Origin of the sequence: Citrobacter sp. Cpo090, from assembly GCF_030332665.1 — a bacterium.
Taxonomy (GTDB): domain Bacteria; phylum Pseudomonadota; class Gammaproteobacteria; order Enterobacterales; family Enterobacteriaceae; genus Citrobacter; species Citrobacter portucalensis.
Genome location: NZ_JAOWHK010000025.1, coordinates 1,308,929 through 1,327,137 on the forward strand (window position 1 = coordinate 1,308,929; position 18,209 = coordinate 1,327,137).

An 18,209-nucleotide genomic window follows, 5' to 3' on the forward strand; every position below is an offset into this window, starting at 1 on the left:
TGCACACTGCGGCGCTCATCCACAACAAGCGGATACCGCAACCCGCTACCCTGCTGTATTTTCCCCTCATTCAGCTTCTGGCAAGAGATTTGCAGTTTTCTCCCGACCATCAGCCCGCGAGGCGGATATCATCATGAGGGAGAAATCTATGTTGAGTCTTCGTGCAGTGAATCACTATTACGGTAATCAACACTCGCTTTGGGATGTCGATCTCGACCTGTTGCCCGGCAAATGTACCGCCGTGCTAGGTCTTCCAGGGATGGGAAAAACCACGCTGGCCAATTGCATCATCGGCAATTTACCGATTGAGAGCGGAACCATGTTCTGGCATCAGGCCGGTGCACCACCTTGCGATCTGCTGCAGATTCCGGCGGCACAGCGCATTGCGCTGGGTATTAACTGTGTGTCACAGAAGCGGCGAATTTTTTCGCAGCTGACGGTAGAGGAAAATCTGCACATTGCGCGCCAGGCGGTTGAGGAAAGCGAAGCAATGAACAGCAGCGATATTTACCGCCTGTTTCCACAGCTGTTTACACTGCGTCAGGCCAAAGGGGTGGCATTGTCGGAGGAAAATCAGCACCAGCTTGCACTCGCCAGTGCGCTGGTCACTCGCCCGCGCCTGCTGATCCTCGATGAGCCGACGCGAGGAAGTGGCCAGGCGTATATCCACAAACTGGGTAATCTGATTGTGAGGCTAAGCCAGGAGCTTGGCATCGCCATTATGCTCGCGGAACAAAGCCTGCCGTTCATTCGTCGGGTCGCCGACTGCTATTGCTTGTTACATCGTGGCCGCAACGTGGCTCAAGGGCAAATAACACAATTCAGCGACCCGCTAATCAACGACTGGTGGGCACCAGAGACAAAACGCTAAGATCGATATAACGACCTGTCGCTGCTCGCTCCGGCTCTTCTGCCAGCCAGGGAATTTCCCCCAGTAGCGGAGCCGCAAGCGAACGCTTTAGTGTCGCCATATATTCAGCATGACGCTTGCCGGGTGGCATCACATCATTGGCAATCCATCCGGCGAGCGTCAGCCCGGCCTGCTGCACCGCCTGGGCGGTCAAAATGGCATGATTGATACAACCGAGCTTAACGCCAACCACCAGAATCACCGGCAGTTGTTCCGCTTTTACCCAGTCAGCAAAACTCAGCGTAGGCGACAGTGGCGTAAACCATCCGCCTGCGCCTTCCACCAATACCCAGTCAGCCTGTTCTTCAAGCAAGCGTAAACCCGAAGACATCACTGAGGCCTGAATGGGGCGCCCTTCGTCAGCACTGATGATATGCGGTGAAGTGGGTTCGGCGAAGGTATACGGATTGATGGCCGCATAATCCACTGCCACACTGCTGTTGCGCTGTAGAGCCAGCGCATCGCTGTTTCGCAGACCTTCAGCCGTCATGTCACTGCCTGACGCCACCGGCTTATAGCCGACGGTTCGCAACCCCAGCAGTCCCGCTGCCTGAAGCAACGCACAGCTGGCGATAGTTTTACCTACTTCGGTGTCCGTCCCGGTAACAAAATAGGTGTTAGTCACGTTGAATCACTCCCAAAAAAAGATGATAGGTCAGCGGATATTTCCCCTGCTGACAGGGCCAGGCGAGCTGTAACTGGCGCAGTTGCGAGCGGGTCAGCACACGCTGCTCGCGTCCATCGTGCAAATGCGTCGCGCCAATGCCCTTCAGCGAGCGCATGGCGCTCAGCGCATCGTCAAACCACAGCGTGACGGTATGAGACTGGTATTCAACGTCCCAGCCGCACAGCGCGTTTTCCAGTTGCTCCACCGGCAAAAAACGGTTGGCATGCTCCCGGTCATCAACTGCTCGCCACGCCTGACGAAGTTCCGGCATGGACCCTTGCGCCAGCGTACTAAACGCCACCGTCCCGCCAGGACGCACCACCCGGTATAGCTCGCATAACGCACCGCGCAGGTCGTTGCACCACTGCACGGCCAGATTGCTCCAGGCCAGGTCGAAAGTGGCAGCGGCCTGCGGAATGGCTTCGATATCCGCCAGCAGATAATGATGGGCGACATCGTGACGCTGCGCTTGCGTAAGCATTTGTGCCGACAGATCCAGCGCACAGACCTCGCTCCCCTGCTCCCGCCAGTAGCGACTCATACGCCCAGGCCCACAGCCCGCATCCAAAACCCGTGAGAACGCCCGGCCATCGAGTTGCGCCAGTAACGCATCGGCGCTCTGACGCTGAAGCTCCGCATGTTGTTCATAGTGCGTGGCCGCGCGCCCAAACGCAGCGGCAATCGCCTGCTTATTGACCTGCGCCATGCAGCACCTCCAGTAAGTTGTCGATATCCTGGACTTCATGCGCCTGGGTCAGCGTAATCCGTAGCCTGGCCGTCCCAACCGGCACCGTCGGTGGACGAATCGCCGTCACCCAGCATCCCTGTTGCCGTAACGTCTGTGCCAGTTGCAAGGCTTTATGGTTGTCGCCAACGATCAGCGGTTGAATAGCGCTGTCTGAATGCGCCAGCGTCAAATCCGTGGTATCAACCCCTGCGCGAAAACGCTGGATCAGCATCGCCAGCTTTTCTCTGCGCTCATCGCCTTCGCGGCTGCGGATCACCGCCAGCGCGGCGCGCAAAGCCTGAGCCTGGGCTGGCGGCATGCTGGTGCTGTAGATCAGATGACGGGCAAATTGCAGCAGATAATCGGCCACGCTATCAGAACACAGGATCGCCGCACCGCTGACGCCAAACCCTTTGCCAAACGTCACCACCAACAGCTCAGGTTTCACCTGCTGTCGAAAGCACGAACCGCGCCCTTCTTCACCTCTTACGCCAATCCCATGCGCATCATCCACCAGCAGCCACGCGCCCTGTCGTTTCGCCACCGCGTGGATTTCTGCCAGCGGCGCGCTGTCGCCATCCATGCTGAACACGCCTTCTGTGACCACCAGCCGCTGTCCCGGACAGGGGGCAGTCAGCAGACGATCCAGATGTTGCGAGTCGTTATGGGTAAAGCGACGTAACACGGCAGGGTTAAGACTGGCAGCTTCCAGCAGCGATGCATGGCTGAGCCTGTCGGCAACAATCTTGTCATCTTTTCCCATCAGTGCGGCAATGACCGCCTGATTGGCGGCAAAACCAGAGATGAACAGCAGCGCCCGGGAATAGCCGAGCCACTGCGCCAGCTCTTCTTCCAGCGCCTGATGAGCAACGGAATAACCGCTGACATGGCCCGAGCCGCCGCTGCCGACGCCAAAACGCTCAGCGCCCTGCTGCCACGCGCAGATAATCTGCGGATGGTGGCTTAAGCCGAGGTAGTCGTTGCTGGAGAAGTTCAGATACTGACAACCGTCGGCCTGCAGCCAGCGACCAGCGCCCTGCGTCACCGCATAGCGCTGACGCCACGCATCAGCACGACGACGCGCCGTTAGCGCATCGTCTATTTTTTGCTGCCAGGTCATACGGTTGCCGCGTTGTAGTAATCGTCGGTATCTGGGGTACGCAGCGCCTGCTCCAGACGTTGCTGTTGTTCGTTATCACCCGCCAGCACCGCCGTTTGCTGCGGGTTAAGACCCAGCTTGCGGAACAACAGTAAATCTTTATCTTCGTTAGGATTCGGCGTGGTCAGCAGTTTGCAGCCGTAGAAAATCGAGTTGGCCCCGGCCATAAAGCACATCGCCTGGGTTTGCTCGTTCATCTGCTCGCGCCCGGCAGAAAGACGCACGTATGAGGTCGGCATCATGATGCGCGCCACGGCGATAGTACGAATAAAATCAAAAGCATCTACGTCGTCGTTATCGGCAAGCGGCGTGCCCTTCACTTTCACCAGCATGTTGATCGGCACGCTTTCCGGCGGCGTCGGCAGGTTAGCTAATTGCAGCAGCAAACCCGCGCGATCGGTCACCGTTTCCCCCAGCCCCACAATTCCGCCGGAGCAAACTTTAATGCCCGCCTCGCGCACTTTATCCAGCGTATCCAGGCGCTCCTGGTACGAACGAGTGGTGATGATATTGCCGTAAAATTCCGGCGAGGTGTCGAGGTTGTGGTTGTAGTAGTCCAGACCCGCATTGGCGAGGCGCTTGGCCTGAGATTCGTCCAGCGTGCCCAGCGTCATACAGGCTTCCAGCCCCAGTTCTTTTACGCCCTGCACCATTTTTTCCAGGTACGGCATATCGCGCTCATGCGGGTTCTTCCACGCCGCGCCCATGCAAAACCGCGTTGAGCCAGCCTGCTTAGCCTTACGTGCCGAGTCCAGTACCTGTTCAACCTCCATCAACCGTTCTGTTTCCAGACCGGTTTTATAGCGGGAGCTTTGCGGGCAGTATTTGCAATCTTCCGGGCAAGCACCGGTCTTAATCGACAGCAGCGTACTGACCTGAACCTGCTGCGGATCGAAATGCTGCCGATGAACCTGCTGCGCTTCAAACAGCAGATCCAACAGCGGTTTTTCAAATAATTCGGTGACTTGCGACATTGTCCAGCGAGAAGAATGAGCCATATTGGTATACGTTTCGTTGTTAGTTTGGTGTAGACTCGTAAACCTAAATCTTTTTAATTTGGTTTACAAGTCGATTATGACAACGGACGATCTTGCGTTTGACCAACGCCATATCTGGCACCCATACACCTCCATGACCTCCCCGTTGCCGGTTTATCCGGTGGCGCGTGCCGAAGGTTGCGAACTGATCTTAGCCAGCGGTGAGAAGCTGATTGACGGCATGTCATCCTGGTGGGCGGCGATCCACGGTTACAATCACCCGCAGCTGAACGCCGCGATGAAAACGCAGATTGATGCCATGTCGCATGTGATGTTTGGCGGCATTACCCATGCCCCGGCCATTGCACTGTGCCGCCAGCTGGTGGCGATGACCCCAGAGGCGCTGGAGTGCGTTTTTCTCGCGGATTCAGGATCGGTTGCCGTAGAAGTCGCGATGAAAATGGCGCTGCAATACTGGCAGGCTAAAGGCGAATCCCGCCAGCGTTTCCTGACATTTCGTAACGGTTATCACGGTGATACCTTCGGCGCGATGTCGGTCTGCGATCCCGACAACTCAATGCACAGTCTGTGGAAAGGGTATCTGCCGGAGAACCTGTTTGCGCCTGCCCCACAAAGCCGCATGGGCGGCGAGTGGGACGAACTGGATATGGTGCCTTTTGCCCGTCTGATGGCCGCACATCGCCACGAAATTGCGGCGGTGATCCTTGAGCCAATCGTACAGGGCGCTGGTGGTATGCGCATGTATCATCCCGAATGGTTAAAACGCATCCGTAAGATGTGCGGCCGAGAAGGGATCCTGCTGATTGCCGATGAAATCGCCACCGGATTTGGCCGTACAGGCAAGCTGTTTGCCTGCGAGCACGCCGACATCACCCCGGACATTTTGTGCCTGGGCAAAGCGTTAACCGGCGGGACAATGACCCTTTCAGCAACCCTGACCACACGTCAGGTCGCAGAAACCATCAGCAACGGTGAAGCCGGATGCTTCATGCACGGCCCAACCTTTATGGGCAATCCGCTGGCATGCGCCGTCGCCTCCGCCAGCCTGTCGTTAATCGAAACCGACGAGTGGCGCTCACAGGTAGCAGCCATTGAAACGCAGCTGCGGACAGAGCTCGCCCCAGCGGCAGATTCCAGTTGGGTCGCTGACGTGCGCGTGCTCGGCGCCATTGGCGTAATTGAAACCACGCATCCGGTGAATATGGCAGCGTTACAGAAGTTCTTTGTCGAACAGGGCGTGTGGGTAAGACCGTTTGGCAAGCTCATCTACCTGATGCCGCCGTACATCATTCAGCCCGATCAGTTGCGTCGCCTGACGCAGGCCGTGAACGAGGCTGTGCGCAATGCAACATTTTTTAGCGATTAATCAGCGGTAAGCTCTACGGTTTCTGGCTACACTTTTTGGCTAACAAGAGGAGTCAGCATGAAACTAATCAGTAACGATCTGTGCGACGGCGATAAGCTTGGCCATCGCCACGTCTTTAACGGCATGGGGTATGACGGGGATAATATTTCTCCGCATCTGGCGTGGGACGACGTGCCCGCAGGAACCAAAAGCTTCGTGGTGACCTGCTTTGATCCTGATGCGCCAACTGGTTCCGGCTGGTGGCATTGGGTGGTGGTAAATCTGCCGGCTGATACCCGCGTACTCCCGCAAGGTTTCGGCTCCGGGCTGGTTGCACAGCCTGATGGGGTGATTCAGACCCGTACAGATTTTGGTAAAGCCGGTTATGGCGGCGCTGCGCCGCCGAAGGGGGAAACCCACCGCTATATCTTTACGGTTCACGCACTGGATGTGGAGCGTATTGATGTCGATGAAGGTGCCAGCGGCGCGATGGTTGGATTTAACGTCCATTTCCACTCGCTCGCCAGCGCCTCGATTACCGCGATGTTTAGTTAAACGCAGCGCCGGATGTCGGCTTCGCCTCATCCGGCCTACGGGTTTCCTGGTTTTGTAGGCCGGATAAGCGTCAGCGCATCCGGCAGGGTATTACAAAAACTCAGGCAATAATTTTAACAACGCCCCCTGCGCTAACAGCTCGGTCGCGCACTCAATATCCGGGGCGAAAAAACGATCCTGCGTGTAATGGGCAACCTGCTCGCGCAAAGCCTGGCGCGCCTGCTCCAGCAGCGGACTGGAGGTTAACCCTTCACGCAGGTCAATCCCCTGACACGCCGCCAGCCACTCCACGGCAATCACGCCGCGCGTATTTGCCGCCATCTCCCACAGTCTGCGCCCTGCCGCCGGAGCCATAGACACATGATCTTCCTGGTTAGCGGAGGTCGGCAAGCTGTCCACGCTGTGTGGATGTGCCAGCGCTTTGTTCTCGCTCGCCAGCGCGGCGGCGGTCACCTGAGCAATCATAAAGCCGGAGTTAACCCCACCATTTTTCACCAGGAACGGCGGCAACTGCGACATATGTTTGTCCATCATCAGCGCAATGCGCCGCTCTGATAACGAACCAATTTCCGCAATCGCCAGCGCCAGGTTATCTGCCGCCATCGCCACCGGTTCAGCATGGAAATTCCCACCGGAGATCACATCGCCCTCTTCGGCAAACACCAGCGGGTTGTCGGAAACCGCGTTGGCTTCAACCAGCAGGACATCCATCACCTGGCGCATTTGTGTCAGACATGCCCCCATCACCTGTGGCTGACAGCGCAGAGAATACGGATCCTGCACTTTTTCACAGTTATGATGCGACTGGGAAAGCGCACTGGTGTCGGTCAACACATGACGGTACAGCGTTGCGGCATCAATCTGTCCACGCTGCCCTCGCGCGGCATGAATACGCGCGTCAAACGGACGACGGGAGCCCAGCACGGCTTCAGTGGTCAGCGCCCCGCACACCGTCGCAGACGCGAACAGCTCCTGAGCTTCAATTAACCCGCGCAGTGCAAAGGCGGTGGAAGCCTGAGTTCCGTTGAGCAGCGCCAGCCCTTCTTTCGCCTCCAGCGTTATCGGCTCCAGCCCGGCCTTTTTCAGCGCGTCGGTCGCCGGGAGCCATTCCCCCTGCCAGCGCGCTTTACCTTCACCCAGCAACGTCAGAGACATATGCGCCAGCGGCGCCAGGTCACCCGATGCGCCCACCGATCCTTTCGCCGGAATCAGCGGATACACCTCGGCATTCACCAGCGCAATCAGCGCTTCAATCACGCTCAAGCGAATGCCGGAAAAACCGCGCGCCAGGCTGTTGATTTTCAGCACCATAATCAGGCGAACCATCGCGTCGTCCAGCGCCTCACCAACGCCTGCCGCATGGGAAAGCACCAGCGAACGCTGTAAATTCTGCAAATCTTCCGTGGCGATACGGGTCTGGGCCAGCAGACCAAACCCGGTATTAATGCCATACGCCGTACGACCTTCAGCGACAATATTATTGACGCAGGCGACGCTGGCGTTGATAGCATCAATCGCTCCGGCATCCAGACTCAGTTTGACCGGCTGCTGCCAGATTTCACGAAGCTGGGAAAAACTCAGATGGCCCGGCGTGAGTGTCATGGTGTTCATATCAGCGTTTCTCCTGCGTCGCAGCAACCATCGGCAAATTCAGCCCTTCTTCGACGGCGCACTCCACCGCAATGTCATACCCGGCATCAGCGTGACGCATCACCCCGGTCGCCGGATCGTTATGTAATACCCGGGCGATGCGCGCCGCGGCTTCATCGGTGCCATCGCAAACAATGACCATCCCGGCATGCTGGGAGAAACCCATGCCAACCCCGCCGCCGTGATGCAGCGACACCCAGGTCGCGCCGCTGGCGGTGTTAAGCAACGCGTTCAGCAGCGGCCAGTCGGATACGGCGTCTGAACCGTCGCGCATAGCTTCGGTTTCGCGGTTTGGGCTGGCAACAGAACCGGAGTCCAGATGATCGCGACCAATAACAATCGGCGCGGATACTTCACCGCTGCGTACCATTTCATTAAACGCCAGCCCCAGTTTCTGACGCCACTCCAGGCCGACCCAGCAGATACGCGCCGGTAAGCCCTGGAAGTTAATCCGCTCACGCGCCATATCCAGCCAGTGATGAAGGTGCTTATCATCAGCCACGATCTCTTTCACTTTGGCATCTGTCTTGTAAATATCCTGCGGATCGCCCGACAGCGCCACCCAACGGAATGGCCCTATGCCGCGACAGAACAGGGGGCGAATATAGGCAGGTACGAAGCCGGGGAAATCAAAGGCGTTTTCCACGCCCATCTCTTTGGCCATCTGGCGAATGTTGTTGCCGTAATCAAACGTCGGCACGCCCATTTTGCTAAACGCCAGCATCGCCTCAACGTGTGTTGCCATTGAACGTTTCGCCGCCTGCACCGTGCCCTGCGGATCGGACACCGCTTTTGCCTGATACTCTTCCCAACTCCAGCCGGACGGCAGATAACCATGCAGTGGATCGTGGGCGCTGGTCTGGTCGGTAACCATATCCGGGCGCACACCGCGCTTCACCAGTTCCGGTACAACATCAGCGGCGTTAGCACACAGCGCAATGGAGACCGCTTTACCCTCGCGGGTGTATTTGTCGATACGCGCCAGCGCATCGTCAAGTGATGTCGCCTGCTCGTCGACGTAATGGGTACGCAGACGGAAATCAATTCGGCTTTGCTGGCATTCAATGTTCAGCGAACAGGCACCCGCAAGCGTAGCGGCTAACGGTTGCGCCCCGCCCATGCCGCCCAGCCCGGCGGTCAGCACCCAGCGTCCGCTCAGGTTACCCTGATAATGCTGACGCCCGGCCTCAACGAAGGTTTCATAAGTCCCCTGCACGATGCCCTGGCTGCCGATGTAGATCCAGCTCCCGGCGGTCATCTGGCCGTACATCGCCAGTCCTTTGGCGTCCAGTTCGTTGAAGTGTTCCCAGGTCGCCCAGTGCGGGACCAGGTTGGAGTTGGCAATCAACACGCGCGGTGCGTTGTCGTGAGTTTTGAATACGCCTACCGGTTTTCCGGACTGGACCAGCAGAGTCTCATCGGTCTCCAGTTTGGTCAGCGCGTTGACGATGGCGTCATAGCATTCCCAGTCCCGCGCGGCGCGGCCAATCCCGCCGTAAACCACCAGCTCATGCGGATTTTCCGCCACATCGGGATCCAGATTATTCATTAACATGCGCAGCGGCGCTTCGGTCAGCCAGCTTTTGGCCGTTAAGGTGGTGCCGCGTGGGGCACGAATATCCTGCTGACGATATTTGCTATGGGACATGACAGAAAACTCCTCGCGAACGTCGGATAGATAAGTAACATATACTTGTCTATACAAGTCACCGCAAGGATGATTTTAACAATTAAGATACATTTTTATTATATTGCGTCAGCAATCACGGTTTTCATATCCTGTATCAGGACATAAACCGCCCTTGCAGGCGATAGCGGGAACCCGGGAACAGCAAACGGGCATGAGAGACAATGGATGACGCAGACCAGGTTTTACGGCGGATCAGCAGGCAGGGATCGTGTTCTTTGATATTCAGCAGCGCGCACTCTTCAGCGCTGGCACGTACCGCTTCAACAATATGCTCACCTTCCGTTAAAGGGGCTATCAGCGACAGGTAAGCGTGCGGCGTGGTCTGGCTGTAATCCTGCGCCAGATACTCCGGCACAATTTCGGCATTCACGCAGCGATCTTCAATCTGCACCGGCAAATCGTTCTCGTAGTGCACCATGACAGAGTGAAAAATGGAGGTGCCTTCTTTGACGTTTAACACCAAAGCCTGCTGCGCGTTGGCCTGGGTTCTTTCCAGCGTCAGCACTTCGCACCGGTGCTGATGCTGACGGGCGTTGATTTCATCCGCAATGCTGCGGATTTCAAACAGCGCGGACTGGCCTTTTGGCTCGGCGACAAACGTCCCCACGCCCTGCAAACGCACCAGTAAACCTTCATCCGTTAACTCACGCAGCGCCCGGTTGATGGTCATGCGGCTGAAACCATACTGCGCCACCAGCTCTGCCTCAGACGGAATGCGATCGTGAGGCTGCCAGATACCGCTGGCTATTTTTTCGCTGATCTCCTGTTTGACCTTTTCGTAAAAAGGAGCCGGAGCAGAACGGGATGGGAGCATGCGTGAGCCTTCCTTAAGCTGAAAATGTGAATGGGTACAGTTTACAGGCATTACCCGAGTCTGATAAGCGCAACGCCAACAGGTATGTCAGTGCCACCAGTGGGCGATTTGCCAGCCTAACCGCGCCGCAACCCGCGCCGCCCTGCCATCATCGTCAAAGCGTGGATTAAATTCAACCATATCCACCGCTTGTAGTTTACCGCTACGGCACAGAGGCTCAATCAGTCTCAGCAGCGTCGCCAACGGTACGCCAAGCGCGGCGGGGGCCGACACGCCGGGCATTTCCCACACCGGCAGCACGTCGAGGTCGATTGTCAGATAGATGACATCCAGGTTGGCGACAAACTGCGCTAACTGCGCTAACTGCGCCTGCGCCGTATCACAATGCAGATCCTCCACTACGGTCACACCGAGCCGTTGCGCCTCATCCCAAAGCGCCTCGGTATTTGCCGCCCGACTGACGCCGATGCAGGCATAGTGAAATTCGCGCTGCTGTTCATCGCAAAGCTGCGCCAGCTGGCGAAACGGCGTACCGGATGTGGCTTGTTCAGCTTTGCGCAAATCGAGATGCGCATCGAAGTTGACAATCCCCACCTTCGCCTGCGGGAACGCGTCCAGTACGCCTGCGCCGTGCGCAAAGGCGGTTTCGTGTCCTCCGCCCAAAACGAAGGTACGCATATTCTCCTGCTGACAGCGCTGTACCGCATTGCGTAACGCCTGCTGCGCGCCCTCAAGATCGGGAGCCTGTGCCACAATATTTCCCAGATCCACCAGACGATGATGCCCATCATGACTGGCTAAATTCGCCAGCGCCTTGCGTAGCACATCGGGTGCTCCGGCGGCGCCCGTGCGCCCCTGATTACGTTTAACGCCTTCGTCGCAGGCAAACCCGAGCAACGCTATCTGCCCGCGGTACATTTCTGGGCTAAACGTCGGGCTCAGGGTGATAGTCTGAAACAGGCGCAGCGCATTCGGCGATTCGGCGCGGTCATCACGTCCCTGCCATAGCGCAGGTGAAGCAGGTTGCCAGTGAGTCATACTATTTTCCCTTTGAATACGCGTTGGTAGAGCGGGTTGCGCCCAGGTTCATACAGGATCTCGACCGGGAGAGTTGCATCCCACACCACAAAATCGGCCACAAACCCGGCCTTCAATTGACCGTGGGTGGCATGACGCCCCAGCGCCCGGGCTGCATGACGGGTTACGCCCGCCCATGCTTCTTCCGGCGTTAGGCCAAACTGAACACAAGCCATATTCATCGCCCAGTGCAGGCTGATAAACGGACTGGTACCGGGGTTAAAATCTGTCGCTACCGCCATCGGTACCTGATATAGACGCAGCAACGCTACCGGTGGGCGCTGCTGCTCTTTGAGGAAATAGAATGCACCGGGCAGCAGCACGCCGACCGTACCGCTTTGGCTCATCGCCGCCACGCCAGCTTCATCAAGGTATTCAATATGATCGGCGGATAGCCCGTGGTAGCGGCTTACCAACTCTGCGCCGCCAAGCAATGACAGCTGTTCAACATGGCCTTTAATCGGGATGCCAAGCACCTGCGCAGCCTGAAACACCCGCTCGCTCTGCGCCAACGAAAAACCAACGCTCTCACAGAACAGATCGACGGTCTCAAACAGCCCTTGTTCCCACAGCTGCGGCAAAATGGTTTCGCACACCAGCGTAATATAGCCGTCAGGATCATCACGGAATTCCGCTGGAGTTGCATGCGCGGCCAACAGCGTCGGACTGATTTCAACGATATTCTCTGCCGCCAGCGCTGCCACCACGCGCAATATTTTCTCTTCTGTCGACAAATCCAGGCCGTAGCCGGATTTTATTTCCAGCAGCGTAACACCTTCTTTGACCAGCTGTTCCATCCGCTGATGGGCTACCTGTAAGAGTTGTTCCTCCGTGGCGCTGCGGGTCGCCGAAACGGTGGCATTGATCCCCCCACCCTGAGCGCTTATCTGCTGGTAGGAGACACCATTTAGCCGCTGCTCCCACTCACCTGCGCGGTTTCCGCCAAAGACCAGATGCGTATGGCAATCAATCAGGCCAGGCGTAATCAGCCTGCCCTGCATATCAAAAGTATTGTCATGTGTGAGATATAACGATGATTCCGGGACGATATCGCGAATCTTGCCCTCGCGGACGATCAGCGCGTGACCATCCACCAGCCCATATGGGGTACCACGTTCAGGATCCATAGTCGCCAGACGAACATTGCGCCAGATAACATCATCAGGGAAGAATTGCTGCATTCGACTCACCACTTGTCATAGGTTGTATAGACATTTATTTTTGATTATAGGGATGTTGTCAACCTGAAGAACCATAATTGTTATCTATTTGTGATATAAAGACTCTCCCTGCCAGACATTGCTGCGATAAAAAACAACTTTTTACCTTTTCGCCTTCCCGTTTCGCTCAACTTAGTATAAAAAAGCAGGCTTTAATGGATAACTTTCAAAGCCCGGAGCAACCTGTGAACATATCATCAGTTTCCCGTCTGGCGCTGGCAATGGCTTTTGGCGTGACGCTGACCGCCTGTAGCTCTACGCCGCCCGATCAAATTCCTTCCGATCAAACCGCGCCAGGAACCTCTTCGCGCCCGATCTTGTCGGCCAATGAAGCGAAAAATTTCGTTGCTGCGCACTATTTTTCCGCGCTGACGCCAAACACGGCGCCATGGAGCCCTTCTTCTATTTCTCTGCCTGCGCAACCTGACTTCGTCGTTGGCCCGGCAGGGACTCAGGGCGTAACCCATACCAGCATTCAGGCTGCGGTTGATGCGGCAATCATCAAACGTACTAACAAACGTCAGTACATCGCGATTATGCCGGGCGAGTATCAGGGCACGGTATATATCCCGGCAGCAACGGGTAGCCTGACGTTGTACGGTATGGGTGAAAAACCGCTGGATGTGAAAATTGGCCAGGCCATTGACGGTGACATGAGCACCGCAGACTGGCGTCGTACGGTGAACCCAGGCGGTAAATATATGCCGGGTAAACCTGCGTGGTATATGTTTGATAATTGCCAGAACAAACGTGGCGCAAATATTGGTGTGATGTGTTCTGCCGTCGTCTGGTCGCAAAACAACGGTCTGCAATTGCAGAACCTGACCATCGAAAACAACCTCGGTGACAGCGTTGATGCAGGCAACCACCCGGCCGTTGCACTGCGTACCGATGGCGATAAAGTGCAGATCAACAAGGTCAATATTCTGGGCCGTCAGAATACGTTCTTTGTAACCAACAGCGGCGTACAAAACCGTCTGGAAAACGATCGTCAACCGCGCACACTGGTTACCAACAGCTACATTGAAGGCGATGTGGATATCGTTTCTGGTCGCGGTGCTGTGGTGTTCGAGAACACCGATTTCCGCGTAGTGAATTCCCGTACCCAGCAGGAAGGTTACGTGTTCGCACCAGCTACCCTGTCAAACATCTACTACGGTTTCCTGGCGATTAATAGCCGCTTCACGGCAAGTGGCGATGGCGTGGCGCAATTAGGCCGTTCGCTGGATGTCGATTCCAACACTAACGGTCAGGTCGTGATTCGTGACAGCGTGATTAACGAAGGCTTTAACATGGCAAAACCATGGGCTGACAGCGTTATCGCAAAACGCCCGTTTGCCGGTAATACCGGTGCGGAAGATGACAAAGGTGAAATCCAGCGTAACCTGAACGACACCAACTTCAACCGTATGTGGGAATACAACAACCGCGGTATCGGTAGCAAAGTGGTTGCTGAACCTAAGAAGTAAAAGCCATTCTCTGATATAAGCCCGGTAAGCGCATGCTCCACCGGGCAATGTGCCGGATGGCGGCGAAAACCGCCATTCGGCCAACAAGTAGACTTACACCAAACGTGACTTATTAAAGTTAATCAAACTCCCGGCCTTAATAATTTCACGCTCTTCTGCGGTCAGGTTTTCCATATACACACTGATTTCACTCACCGCACCATCATCGTGAAGCACATACGCTTTGATTTCTTTACTGCACTCATCTAACGCGCGGCGAATACCGGGAATATAGATATAGTCACCCACTTCAAAAGAGGGTTGCTCTGCCATCTGGAGCGGTAGCATACCCCAGTTGATAACGTTGGAACGGTAACGCTTGGTGGCATATTCCTGGGCAATATTTGCCAGTCCACCAATCACTCGCTGACAGCTCGCCGCCTGCTCGCGCGCCGAGCCGTCGCCAGGTTTGACGGCGTAAATCATGCTGCCAATCTCAGTATCCAACGGTTGCACATTTTCCTGACCGACAATCTGTTGGATGCGTTCGAAAACTGACACCAGTTCGCTGACATCGCCCCTCTCCACGCGCCGTTTTTCCAGCTCCGACGTCGCTTTACTTCTTCCCACATACCCAGGATCTCGTCGTGAGAGCGTAAATTCCGCCAGTCCTAGTGGATTAGAGCGATACGACGAGGTTTCACCGGACGGAATAAGCTCATCCGTTGTTGTCACGTCATCAAGGATCTTCGAGGCCACTTTCAGCAGAATATTTTCCGTTAATGCGCCCAGTTCCGGCCAGTCTTTAATGTTCGGGCCGTATATAAGCGGCTGCTGCGTGGCCCCTTTCACGAATCCCTGGTATACGCGACTCTTATAAGGCGCAGGATTAAACGCATAGTCTGGCACCGTATCCCAACAGTCCAGATCCGTCGCAGCAGTGAGGAATCCTCCGTTGGCTGCCGTAGCCGCAATTGATCGCGCATCCATCAGCGCAACGGCTGACATTTGACCATTGCCCGGCTTCGAGCCTTCACGGTTAGGGAAGTTGCGCGTGGTATGGCGGATGCTAAGACCATTGTTGATAGGCGTATCGCCCGCGCCAAAGCATGGACCGCAGAATGCGGTTCTGATGACGGCCCCCGCACCCAGTAAATCTGTAACGACACCTTTCTGCGCTAAATCCATAAACACCGGTTGTGAAGAAGGGTAGACAGCCAGCGAGAAAGCATCATTACCACAGGATTGGCCGCGCAATGCCTGCGCCGCAGCAATCACGTTTTCATAGTTGCCGCCCGAGCATCCGGCAATGATCCCCTGCTGTACTTTTAAGCGGCCATTTTCTACTTTGTCCAACAACGAGAGGCTGGCTTTACCCTGCGCGATACGTGCAGACTCAACTTCAATCTCCCGGAGAATATCAGTGAGATTCTCATTGAGTGTATCAATCTCATAGACATTACTTGGATGGAATGGCAGCGCAATCATCGGTTTAATCGCACTCAAATCGACATAAATACAACCGTCGTACCAGGCCATCGGCTGCGGACTGAGCTGGCGATAGTCTTGTTCGCGCCCATGTAATGCCAGCCAACTGCGAGTTTCATCATCTGTTTGCCAGACGGAGCTCAGACAGGTGGTTTCGGTGGTCATCACATCAACGCTGTTGCGAAAATCCGTTGAGAGATGGCGAATGCCAGGGCCAACAAACTCCATGACCTTGTTTTTGACGTAACCATTTTTAAAAACTGCGCCAATGATCGCTAACGCCACATCCTGTGGACCAACGCCCGCAACAGGCTTGCCGGTCAGATAAACGGCAACAACGCCTGGATAATCAATGTCCCAGGTGTCGTTTAACAGCTGCTTGACCAACTCACCGCCCCCTTCTCCTACCGCCATCGTGCCTAATGCGCCGTAACGAGTATGACTGTCTGAGCCAAGGATCATTTTGCCGCCGCCTGCCATCATTTCACGCATGTATTGATGGATAACAGCAATATGTGGCGGCACAAAGATTCCGCCGTAACGCTGTGCCGCAGACAGACCAAACATATGATCGTCACCGTTAATAGTTCCCCCTACTGCACATAATGAGTTATGGCAGTTAGTCAGAACATACGGCAGCGGAAACCGCTCCATGCCAGAGGCTTTTGCGGTCTGAATAATACCGACAAAGGTAATATCGTGTGAAGCTAATGAATCAAACTTAATTTTAAGCTTATCCATATCACCGGACGTATTATGCGCGGCGAGAATCGACCACGCGATGGTTCCTTTTTTCGCGTCCTCTTTGCAGATATGCCCAGGAAAAGACTCCTCAGCGACAATTTCATTATTATCGGAGAGATAAACTCCTTTTTCATACAACGTAATCATTTGATACTCCCTAGTCCTGTACTTATATTTGTGCGCGGTCAATTAATAATTTGAATCTGTCTTATGGTTTACAGCATGTTCCAGTTAATCAACATGCTCCACCACCACACGCCCAGGGTGATATGGACAATAAAGGTCAGTAAGGTCAGCATGCCCCCCACCAGCCACCACGATTTAATATCGTTATAGCCAACGCCAAAAATAACCGGACCCGCGGCACCGCCATAATGGGTGACCATTCCGCCATAGGAGTTAGAGAAGAGTAATGCCAGCGCGGTTAACATCAGTGGTGCGCCGGAGACATTCGCCAGCATGGCAAATACCGGCATCATTGCCACAATATATGCACTGCCTGAGGCAAAGAAATATCGAACGATAATGCTCAGGAACAAAATAACGAAGAACGCCACATTGCCATGATTACCAAAGTCGAGATTGTTTTTGAACAGTTCTGCTAACCAGTCAAAGAATTTCACTTTCGACAATAGCGAACTTAACCCGATAATACCGCCGTACCAGATTAATGTATTCCAGCCCCCCTTATTTTTAACCACATCATCCCAGGTGACTACACCAAATAAAAGCATCGTACCCATGACGACAATCGCCACCGTTGATTCATCAACGCCGAGGCTTTTACTGAAGATCCATCCCAATAACGCGAGAACGAAAATGCCCAGCAGCATTTTTTCGCGCCCTTTCATTGGTCCTAAATCCTGAAGGCCAGCTTTAGCGATGGTTTTGTTATCAACCTTTTTAATTTCAGGTGGATACATAAAATAGATAACGAGCGGCGTCGCCAACAGCATGACCAGTCCTGGCAGACCTGCAGCAAGCGCCCATCCGCCCCAACTCAACTGCAAGTGACAGATATCGTTGATCATCTTCAACGCCAGAATGTTTCCTGCCATCGCGGTAAAAAACATATAGCTGGTTGTTTTAGTGACCATATAGACCGACATCATCAGGTAGTGACCGACACGGCGCGGGCTCTTATCCGGTTCAGAACCCAGCGCCACCGCCACACTATTGATGATGGGTAATACGATTCCTCCCGCTCGCGCGGTATTTGACGGTGTTGCCGGAGCTAATACCAGATCAAGGAATACGGTCACGTAGCCAAGGCCAAGCGTGGTGTTACCAATTTTACCGATCAGAATATAAGCAATGCGCTTACCCAGCCCCGTCGTCACAAAAGCAGCACTTAACGTAAACGCGGAGAAAACCAGCCATGTCGTACCGGAAGCATAACCGCTCAGCACGCTGCTGGTCTTCAATACACCATGGCCTAAATTTCCGACAACTACCATAGAGGCGGCAACGGCAATCAATAACACCACCGGTTCAGGAAATGGTTTGATCACCAGGCCGACAATGGCCGCAAGATAAATACCAAATAGCACCCACGCTAGTTCACTTAATCCCGCCGGGGCGGGAATCAAACCGATAATACAGGGGATCGCTAATATTAAAATTAGCTTCCATAATGATTTAACGTTCATTTATTAATCCTGAATAATCTGTACAGGCAATACAGTATTTTTCCGTTTTTCTGCGTTCGCAGAGAAAT

The 18,209-nt window shown here is 55.0% G+C and carries 15 protein-coding genes; 4 read left to right on the forward strand and 11 right to left on the reverse strand.

From position 1 onward, the window contains the following. The first annotated feature begins 148 nt into the window (after positions 1-148). The gene (locus OGY83_RS09030) at positions 149-871 is read left to right on the forward strand and encodes an ABC transporter ATP-binding protein (RefSeq protein ID WP_286635725.1); all 723 of its coding nucleotides are present in this window, start codon (positions 149-151) and stop codon (positions 869-871) included. Here OGY83_RS09030 and bioD read toward each other — a convergent pair. The 4 genes from bioD to bioB are packed head-to-tail and all read right to left on the reverse strand — an operon-like array spanning position 837 to position 4,461. Continuing rightward, positions 837-1,535 (reverse strand): dethiobiotin synthase, encoded by a 699-nt coding sequence (gene bioD / locus OGY83_RS09035; protein WP_286635726.1) that lies wholly within the window; start codon positions 1,533-1,535, stop codon positions 837-839. The genes OGY83_RS09030 and bioD overlap by 35 nt on opposite strands. Then, the gene (bioC, locus tag OGY83_RS09040) at positions 1,528-2,283 is read right to left on the reverse strand and encodes a malonyl-ACP O-methyltransferase BioC (RefSeq protein WP_286635727.1); all 756 of its coding nucleotides are present in this window, start codon (positions 2,281-2,283) and stop codon (positions 1,528-1,530) included. Before bioC ends, bioD begins: the two co-directional genes overlap by 8 nt. Beyond that, the gene (gene bioF / locus OGY83_RS09045; RefSeq protein ID WP_286635728.1) at positions 2,267-3,424 is read right to left on the reverse strand and encodes an 8-amino-7-oxononanoate synthase; all 1,158 of its coding nucleotides are present in this window, start codon (positions 3,422-3,424) and stop codon (positions 2,267-2,269) included. The genes bioC and bioF overlap by 17 nt, the downstream gene beginning before the upstream one ends. Beyond that, on the reverse strand, positions 3,421-4,461 hold the full coding sequence (bioB, locus tag OGY83_RS09050) for a biotin synthase BioB (RefSeq protein ID WP_286635729.1): 1,041 nt from the start codon (positions 4,459-4,461) through the stop codon (positions 3,421-3,423). The genes bioF and bioB overlap by 4 nt, the downstream gene beginning before the upstream one ends. A gap of 76 nt (positions 4,462-4,537) precedes the next feature. Between bioB and bioA the strand changes: the two genes are divergently transcribed. Further along, positions 4,538-5,827 (forward strand): adenosylmethionine--8-amino-7-oxononanoate transaminase, encoded by a 1,290-nt coding sequence (gene bioA, locus OGY83_RS09055; RefSeq protein WP_286635730.1) that lies wholly within the window; start codon positions 4,538-4,540, stop codon positions 5,825-5,827. A gap of 57 nt (positions 5,828-5,884) precedes the next feature. Further along, positions 5,885-6,361 (forward strand): kinase inhibitor, encoded by a 477-nt coding sequence (locus OGY83_RS09060; protein ID WP_286635731.1) that lies wholly within the window; start codon positions 5,885-5,887, stop codon positions 6,359-6,361. Between the two features lie 90 nt (positions 6,362-6,451). Here OGY83_RS09060 and hutH read toward each other — a convergent pair whose 3' ends face one another. The 5 genes from hutH to hutI all read right to left on the reverse strand — a co-directional run bounded on the left by hutH (position 6,452) and on the right by hutI (position 12,773). Beyond that, positions 6,452-7,972 (reverse strand): histidine ammonia-lyase, encoded by a 1,521-nt coding sequence (gene hutH, locus OGY83_RS09065; protein WP_286635732.1) that lies wholly within the window; start codon positions 7,970-7,972, stop codon positions 6,452-6,454. A gap of 1 nt (position 7,973) precedes the next feature. After that, complete coding sequence (gene hutU, locus OGY83_RS09070; protein ID WP_110248923.1) at positions 7,974-9,659, reverse strand: urocanate hydratase; 1,686 nt, start codon at positions 9,657-9,659, stop codon at positions 7,974-7,976. A 136-nt stretch (positions 9,660-9,795) separates the two neighbouring features. Beyond that, the gene (locus tag OGY83_RS09075) at positions 9,796-10,515 is read right to left on the reverse strand and encodes a histidine utilization repressor (RefSeq protein WP_079936870.1); all 720 of its coding nucleotides are present in this window, start codon (positions 10,513-10,515) and stop codon (positions 9,796-9,798) included. 87 nt (positions 10,516-10,602) lie between these two features. Next, positions 10,603-11,553 carry a formimidoylglutamase gene (hutG, locus tag OGY83_RS09080; RefSeq protein WP_286635733.1) on the reverse strand — a complete coding sequence of 317 codons (951 nt, stop codon included), beginning with the start codon at positions 11,551-11,553 and terminating at the stop codon, positions 10,603-10,605. Continuing rightward, on the reverse strand, positions 11,550-12,773 hold the full coding sequence (gene hutI / locus OGY83_RS09085) for an imidazolonepropionase (RefSeq protein ID WP_286635734.1): 1,224 nt from the start codon (positions 12,771-12,773) through the stop codon (positions 11,550-11,552). The genes hutG and hutI overlap by 4 nt, the downstream gene beginning before the upstream one ends. Positions 12,774-12,997: 224 nt before the next feature. On the opposite strand from hutI, the gene OGY83_RS09090 reads away from it, so the two are divergent. Next, on the forward strand, positions 12,998-14,281 hold the full coding sequence (locus OGY83_RS09090; RefSeq protein WP_191213089.1) for a putative acyl-CoA thioester hydrolase: 1,284 nt from the start codon (positions 12,998-13,000) through the stop codon (positions 14,279-14,281). 93 nt (positions 14,282-14,374) lie between these two features. On the opposite strand, the gene OGY83_RS09095 is transcribed toward OGY83_RS09090, so the two are convergent. Both OGY83_RS09095 and OGY83_RS09100 read right to left on the reverse strand, forming a co-directional pair. Beyond that, the gene (locus OGY83_RS09095) at positions 14,375-16,639 is read right to left on the reverse strand and encodes a hydratase (RefSeq protein WP_286635735.1); all 2,265 of its coding nucleotides are present in this window, start codon (positions 16,637-16,639) and stop codon (positions 14,375-14,377) included. 68 nt (positions 16,640-16,707) lie between these two features. Then, positions 16,708-18,141 (reverse strand): anion permease, encoded by a 1,434-nt coding sequence (locus OGY83_RS09100; RefSeq protein ID WP_079936874.1) that lies wholly within the window; start codon positions 18,139-18,141, stop codon positions 16,708-16,710. Positions 18,142-18,209: the final 68 nt, after the last annotated feature.